General features: G+C 52.2%; 5 protein-coding genes. 4 read left to right on the top strand and 1 reads right to left on the bottom strand.

What is annotated here, in order from left to right; genetic code table 11:
* The 4 genes from H6F80_RS06875 to H6F80_RS06860 form a co-directional block, all read left to right on the top strand.
* A partial coding sequence (locus H6F80_RS06875) for a superoxide dismutase (protein WP_190790845.1) occupies positions 1 to 336 on the top strand: 336 nt, incomplete at its 5' end.
* A gap of 247 nt (positions 337 to 583) precedes the next feature.
* Entirely contained in the window at positions 584 to 2,131 is a 1,548-nt protein-coding gene (locus H6F80_RS06870; protein WP_190790844.1) for a mercuric reductase, read from the top strand.
* A 286-nt stretch (positions 2,132 to 2,417) separates the two neighbouring features.
* Positions 2,418 to 3,650: an ABC transporter permease gene (locus H6F80_RS06865; protein ID WP_190790843.1), complete on the top strand. Its 1,233-nt coding sequence runs from the start codon at positions 2,418 to 2,420 to the stop codon at positions 3,648 to 3,650.
* Positions 3,651 to 4,046: 396 nt separating this feature from the next.
* The gene (locus H6F80_RS06860; RefSeq protein ID WP_190790842.1) at positions 4,047 to 4,856 is read left to right on the top strand and encodes an ABC transporter ATP-binding protein; all 810 of its coding nucleotides are present in this window, start codon (positions 4,047 to 4,049) and stop codon (positions 4,854 to 4,856) included.
* 116 nt (positions 4,857 to 4,972) lie between these two features.
* Here H6F80_RS06860 and H6F80_RS06855 read toward each other — a convergent pair whose 3' ends face one another.
* The gene (locus H6F80_RS06855) at positions 4,973 to 5,929 is read right to left on the bottom strand and encodes an NAD-dependent epimerase/dehydratase family protein (protein ID WP_190790841.1); all 957 of its coding nucleotides are present in this window, start codon (positions 5,927 to 5,929) and stop codon (positions 4,973 to 4,975) included.
* Positions 5,930 to 6,000 lie beyond the last annotated feature (71 nt).

Here is a 6,000-nt window from a genome sequence, read left to right as displayed (position 1 = left end):
GGCGGCACTCCGACCGGGGCACTGCTGGACAAAATCAACGCTGACTTTGGCAGCTATGATGCGTTCAAAGAACAGTTCGTTACGGCTGGAACCACTCAGTTTGGTAGCGGCTGGGCATGGCTGGTGCTGGAGAACGGTACGCTCAAAATCACCAAAACCCCGGATGGAGTGACTCCGCTGGCGATGGGTCAAACTCCTCTGCTCACAATGGATGTCTGGGAACACGCCTACTATCTGGATTACCAGAATCGCCGTCCCGACTACGAGAAGGCGTTTGTTGAAAATCTGGTCAACTGGGACTTCGTGGCGCAAAATCTGGCAGCAGCGACGGCTTAGGATCGTGACTTACAGCCTTGTTCAGGCTATTGAAGTACAAAAAATGGGGTGCAGGGGCTGTGCCCCTGCGTGGGGGCGAAGCCCCCACACCCCCCGTACCTTACAGGAGTGAAAAACGCTGTAACTTAAATGAATTGTGGGATGGAAATGGATTTGGGATGGGTGTCCTTGCCTGCCTGGATCTAAAAATGTCCGTCCCACAGAGGTCTATCTCACAATAGATAGAGCGAATCATTCAGAAAATTCCATGACTGCCGCTCAACCCTTTGAACCGTTGATTCTCCCCAACGACAACTACAATCAAGCTCTGGTGGCTCAGGTGCATCCACTGAACTGGAAAAATCCAACCCCGCAGGCTTGCTATGATCTGGTCGTAATTGGTGCGGGAACAGCTGGACTGGTCATAGCTGCCGGAGCTGCCGGATTAGGGTTGGGGTTGAAGATTGCCCTAATTGAACGGCATCTAATGGGCGGGGACTGTTTGAATGTGGGCTGTGTGCCCTCGAAAAGTTTACTGCGATCGTCCCGTGTCATTGCAGATCTCAAAAAAGCATCAGGTTACGGAATTGGGGTAGACGAACCCTCGGTCGATTTTGCAGCAGTGATGGAGCGGGTGCGGCGCATTCGATCGCAAATTAGCCCTAACGATTCTGCACATCGCTTTCAGTCGCTTGGCGTGGATGTGTTTTTGGGCGAGGCGAAGTTTGTAGATAGACGATCGATCCGGGTAGCAGGGGAAATTCTTCGCTTTCAGAAAGCGGTCATCACCACGGGCGCAAGAGCCGCAGCCCCCAATATTCCCGGGCTGGAAACAACGGGCTACTTAACCAATGAAACGGTTTTCAGCCTGACCGATCGCCCAGATCGATTGGCAGTGGTTGGTGGAGGTCCGATCGGCTGTGAACTAGCGCAGGCATTTCGACGGTTTGGCTCAGAAGTGGTGCTGCTAGAGCGGGGAGCGCAGGTGTTGACGCGAGAAGACCCGGATGCTGCCGAGATCGTGCAGCAGGTTTTTCGACAGGAAGGAATTCAGCTTGTCCTAGAAGGTGAAGTGCTACGGGTGGAGCGAACGGCAGCAGGCAAGGTCATTACCTACCGCAGTGAGGGCAGGGAAGCTTCGGTCACGGTGGACGAAATCTTGGTCGGGGCAGGACGTGCGCCAAACGTGGAGGAGCTAAATCTAGAGGCGATCGGCGTAGAGTATGACTTGCAGCAGGGTATCCAAACTAACGACTATCTGCAAACAACCAACCCCAAAATCTATGCAGCGGGGGACATTTGCATGAACTGGAAATTTACTCATGCTGCTGATGCCGCCGCCCGGATTGTGATCAAGAATGCGTTATTCACTCCGTTTGGAATTGGGCGATCGAAGCTGAGCGATTTAGTCATGCCCTGGGTGACGTACACCGATCCAGAAGTAGCGCGAGTTGGCTTATCCACTCAGGAAGCCCAACAGCAAGGGATCGCAATTAAAACCATTGTCATTCCCCTTGAAAAAATCGATCGTGCCATTACCGACAGCGAAACCGAGGGCTTTGTCAAAATCCATTACCAACCCGGTACGGATCGGATTTTGGGAGCGACAATTGTGGCAAAACACGCCGGAGAAATGATTAGCGAAATCACGACGGCGATCGTGGGAAAGGTGGGGCTGAGCAAGCTCTCCAGCGTCATTCATCCCTATCCGACTCAGGCAGAAGGAATTAAAAAAGCCGCAGATGCCTATCGCCGCACCCTGCTGACACCTCGATCGCAAACCCTTCTGGGTATTCTTCGTTGCCTGACCCGCTAATCGGGCTGAAACAATTGCTTAAACGATGGGCAGTAGACAGTTCAGCAGCGTAAAGAATTTGGCGAGTCAGTGGCACAAGGTCAGCAAGTTTGCTGTCTTGAACACAGTAGAGTCTGTTAGTAAGCTTCATATTGGAGCTTAATTCCTTTGTTTACCTCCTTTTCGGCGATCTCTCATTCGATCGGGTGACTCCGAAAAGATGATGTCTTTTCCTAGTAACTGTTTGACACTAGGAGGATACCGTTTAGAACCATCTAGCCTAGCTATTGACATACTCCTTATTAATATGGCTTCGATCGCTCGCCGTAATTTATTTGAAGATATTCCCCGCTTTCTGGTTGCGCAAGCTGGGATTATGTTTGCGGTGAGTCTGGTGGCAATTCAGGTTGGCGTTTTGAGCGGATTTATTCGCTCAGTTGGGCTGCTGATCGATCGCTCTACCGCCGATATTTGGGTTGCCAATCAGGACATGGTTGAGCAGGAATTGACCCTGCCGATCCCTGCCAGTCTGTTGCCTCAGGCTCAGCAGGTGAAGGGGGTTGATCGGGCAGAAGCCCTCGCACTAGGAGGCGGCATCTGGCGCAGTCCACAAGGTGACATTAGCTCGGTTCGGATTTTCGGCTTCGACCCAAACGGGCAGCTCTTTAGCGATTTCGAGATGCTGTCTGGTGACCTCAAAGATGTGCAGCCTTATCAGGTGATTATCGATCGCAGCAGGCTAGACAGTCTGGATGTCCGGCAGGTGGGTGATACGGCGACGCTTGGTTCCTTACCCGTTAAAGTCGCAGGCATTACCCGTGATTCCCAGTCGATCGCGTCCAGTGCCTTTCTATTCACCTCGATCGAAAATGCAAAAGCTTACGTAACCGGGAACCGAACTGCGAATCTAGACTGTCGTATGAATAACGGACAGTTTCTTTGCAGGAACGTTTATGAGTCATCGCCAGGGAATGGCACGGTTAAACCGAGTCCCCTAGCAGCCAATGATCCCATCAGCTATATTCTGGTCCGTGCCGAGGCTGGACAAAATCTAGACCAGCTCAAGCAACGCCTGGAGAACACGCTTCCGAACACCCGCGCCTACACCCGTGCTGAGATGGCAACTCGCACTCGCAGCTACTGGATTAGGCGAACCGGAGTGGGCTTTATCCTGGGCTTGGGGGCAACGGTGGGCGTAATTGTCGGCATGGTGATCGTCGGACAGATTCTCTATTCGTCGGTTTCAGACCACATCAAAGAATTCGCCACGCTAAAAGCAATGGGCGTTGCCGATCGCGTCATTTACAGCATTATTATTCAGCAGTCTCTCTGGATGGCAGTTCTGGGATATTTCCCCAGTCTGGCACTTTGTTGGGGACTGGGAACCTGGACGTACGCTACTCAGGGCATTGCAATTTTGATTACGCCGCTCACTGCCGCAGGCATCTTTGGCATCACCGTTTTAATGTGTGTGGGATCTGCACTGTTCGCCATTCAAAAAGTGACCCGCGTTGATCCAGCGATCGTGTTTAAATCGTAAATCTACTTAAGGCAGGGTGTGATAGCGAGGACAGATGTTAAAAGATATGAATAACGATCAAGAATCACAACCGATAACTCTTTTCGTTCCCGTTCTTATTGTTCAGGGCATTTGTATGCGGGTTATGCATCTTTGAAGGCTTAAGGCTGTTTCTATGATGCGAAGCAGTTCCTCATTAAAGGCAATTAATAAAGGCAATCCATATCATTTTGAAAATGCTGTCCGAATTTGCAATCAATTCCCGTGAAGCTATCCCAAAGCGCTCCGTGATCCCAGTTTAATTTCTGTTCCTCCTCCACACCCTGTCTGTCGGGCTTCGTTGTTCGGGCTTTCTTTCTGTCTGTTCAGTGCTGCCCATTCCATCCACCGCCCACCCACTCAACGCTTACAGTGAAGATGACAGCGACTCGCGTTAATTTTGAAGTCAATGCTACGGAATCATCAAAAGGATTGCCGCCAATTGGTGATAGCAGTCTGGAGACTCGTCGGGCAGGAGGAAAGGCGATCGTCGTGCGCGATGTGGAGATGGTCTTTAAAAACGGCTCACAGTCCTATCACGCGCTAAAGCAAATCAATCTCGACATTTACCCCGGTGAGATTCAGCTTTTGATGGGACCGTCTGGCTCTGGTAAAACGACGCTCCTCTCGATTCTGGGCGGTATCCTCAAGCCAACGGAGGGGAATGTATCTCTGCTAGGAACAGACTTGACTCGTCTGAGCCGATCGCAGCTTGCCAACTTCCGGCTGAAGCACATCGGCTTTATCTTTCAGGAATTTAACCTCTTCCCGGCTCTGACTGCGCTAGAAAACATTGAGGTTGCCCTCAACTTCAAAGGCATTAAAGGACGGCACGCTCGCCAGGAAGCCAGTCTGCTGCTTGACCAGGTAGGTTTGGCAGACCGAGCCAGAAACCTGCCGCGTGACTTATCCGGTGGTCAGAAACAGCGCGTGGCAATCGCCCGTGCTCTGGCAGGCAATCCGCAATTTATTTTTGCCGATGAACCGACGGCTTCCCTTGATTCTCAAAGCGGTTATGCAGTCATCACCCTGCTTCGTAAACTGGCAAAAGAAGCGAATCGAACGGTGGTCATGGTAACGCACGATCCGCGCATTATTGACGTTGCCGATCGCATTGGGTCGTTAGAGGATGGCATTTTGGGCGAGGGTCACAGTGCAACAACCAGCCCGGTCTGGCAGTTCACCTGATGCGATAGTTTACATCTGAGGTGCAGGGGCGGGTTCTGGCGTTGCAATTATGGGATGACTTTCACCTCCCTAGCCAGGCTCACCTTCATCCATTGCCGTTCTGAATTCCTGGAATTCTAACCCTTCAAGCAATCTCTCAGCGTTTCCTCTACCGATCGCGGCTGCCAACCTAGTTCCCGCTGTGCCTTACTTGCATCGACCCGCACACAGCGATCGTAAATGTAGTGAACTCGCTCACGGCTGATCGGAGGTTGCCAGGAGAAGAGTTGCCCGATCGGGTCAAGCAAAGTTCCGGCAAGACGGACGATTGGCTGGGGCACTTCACGCGGAGCAGGCACCCCGGTTTCCTGACTGACAAAATCAAACATTTCGCGGGTGGAAAGCTCTCCGGCAGAGATAATGTAGTGCGAACCGGAAGGGGCTTTTTCCGCCGCCAGCAACATCGCACTCACTAAGTCATCAACGTGAACGATCCCCGTAATGCGATCGCCCCCTGCCCAGACTTTCAGCTTGCCCTGCCGAAACGTCTTCAGGACAGGACCAAAATGGGGATCGTCCGCACCAAAAATCCCGGAAGGCATGACGCTCACGACTGGAAAACCGTTTGCTGCCGCCTGATCGACAAGCTGCTGTGCAAGATATTTGGTGCGATCGTATGCCGAGGAAAAGCCCTGCTGCTGCCGCTGAAAGGTTTCGTCGATCGATCGCCCCTGCGTATCGCCATACACGCCGATCGTGCTGCAATAGACCATCTTTTCAACATGCGCAGCCTGAGCCGTTTCGAGAACGGCGCGAGTTCCCTCGACGTTGATGCGCTCCATTGCCTCTGCGTCTACCACACCAAGTTCCACATAGGCAGCGGTGTGAAACACCCATTGAACTCCCTGCATTGCGGCTTCTAGGGCAGGGCGATCGGTAATATCGCCATAGGCATACTGTACGGGCAGCTTCGCCAGACGCCATAGATTGCTGGTTTTTCGCACCAAGGCAACGACTTCAAAGCCGCGATCGATCAATGCCTGAACCAGATGAGAGCCAGTAAATCCGTTTGCGCCTGTGACGAGTGCTTTCATAGTTGCGAGGGTCGAGTGAATGCGGAATGCGATCGATTGGACAGAATAACCTAGAGGATAGGTGAGACGAA

Origin of the sequence: Leptolyngbya sp. FACHB-711 (assembly GCF_014695615.1) — a bacterium.
Taxonomy (GTDB): domain Bacteria; phylum Cyanobacteriota; class Cyanobacteriia; order Elainellales; family Elainellaceae; genus Leptolyngbya_A.
The sequence above is the reverse complement of the archived record's forward strand: the minus strand, read 5'-3'. Positions and strand labels throughout refer to the sequence as shown.